This is a genomic window from Thermococcus sp. LS2 (genome assembly GCF_012027375.1).
GTDB lineage: Archaea > Methanobacteriota_B > Thermococci > Thermococcales > Thermococcaceae > Thermococcus_B.
Genome location: NZ_SNUI01000029.1, coordinates 1 through 398 on the forward strand (window position 1 = coordinate 1; position 398 = coordinate 398).

Consider the following 398-nt stretch of genomic DNA (forward strand, 5'->3'; position numbering starts at 1 on the left):
ACCCGATGCTCTTCCGATCTCACCTCAAAACGCAGAGGAGTCTACTGCCACGGATGTACTCGTATCGAGACTTCTAAATATACCCTTTTTGACCTCAAATGTTGCTATGGGCTTAGAACTTACCCTATAAATCCGCACCTTGAAATAATTATGAACCGTTAGTGTCCCGTCGTATGAATGGGATATTGAGTCGTAATTACTGACGCTGTCTTCTCCAAAAGAACCATCTATTGAAACCCATGAACTACCGCCGGACACTTGAATCGATAGTCCCGGTGGAAGCGAGATAGTAGCCCCTATGCTCCAACCGTCAGTGTATGTTTCTCCGTAGAACGACAATTTGTTGATCAACTTGATGCTCTTACAGTTGTACTGGTAGGTAATGTAAGGTGGATATT

General features: G+C 44.0%; 1 protein-coding gene. It reads right to left on the bottom strand.

The features are described from left to right. Positions 1-24 precede the first annotated feature (24 nt). The coding region (locus E3E24_RS12740; RefSeq protein ID WP_206205356.1) for a hypothetical protein at positions 25-398 on the bottom strand (374 nt) is incomplete at its 5' end.